Below are 228 nucleotides of genomic sequence, written 5' to 3'. Positions count from 1 at the left end.
GACCTCGGTCTCGCCCTCGAAGAACGGTTCGCCGGCGATGAAGGCCTGCAGGGAAGGGCCGAAGGTGGGATCGCCGTCGTCGAGCAGGTCGCCGAGCGAGCCGAGGGCGCCATCGGCGGCAATCCCGGTGATCATGGCGAACGCCGGGTTGATGCGGTCGACCCGGACTCGTGCGCGCGCCTGGGCGACGAAGCCGGGGTGTCGCTGCAGGTGCGCGGAGAGGGCGGC

The 228-nt window shown here is 71.9% G+C and carries 1 protein-coding gene; it reads right to left on the bottom strand.

Annotated elements, in window-relative coordinates; translation table 11 throughout:
• Positions 1–228 (bottom strand): hypothetical protein (locus SB773_RS35270; protein ID WP_410595264.1); only part of this gene is annotated, 228 nt, incomplete at both ends.

The organism is Bacillus sp. SIMBA_074 (assembly GCF_046534555.1).
Lineage (GTDB): Bacteria > Bacillota > Bacilli > Bacillales > Bacillaceae_G > Bacillus_A > Bacillus_A mycoides.
The sequence above is the reverse complement of the archived record's forward strand: the minus strand, read 5'-3'. Positions and strand labels throughout refer to the sequence as shown.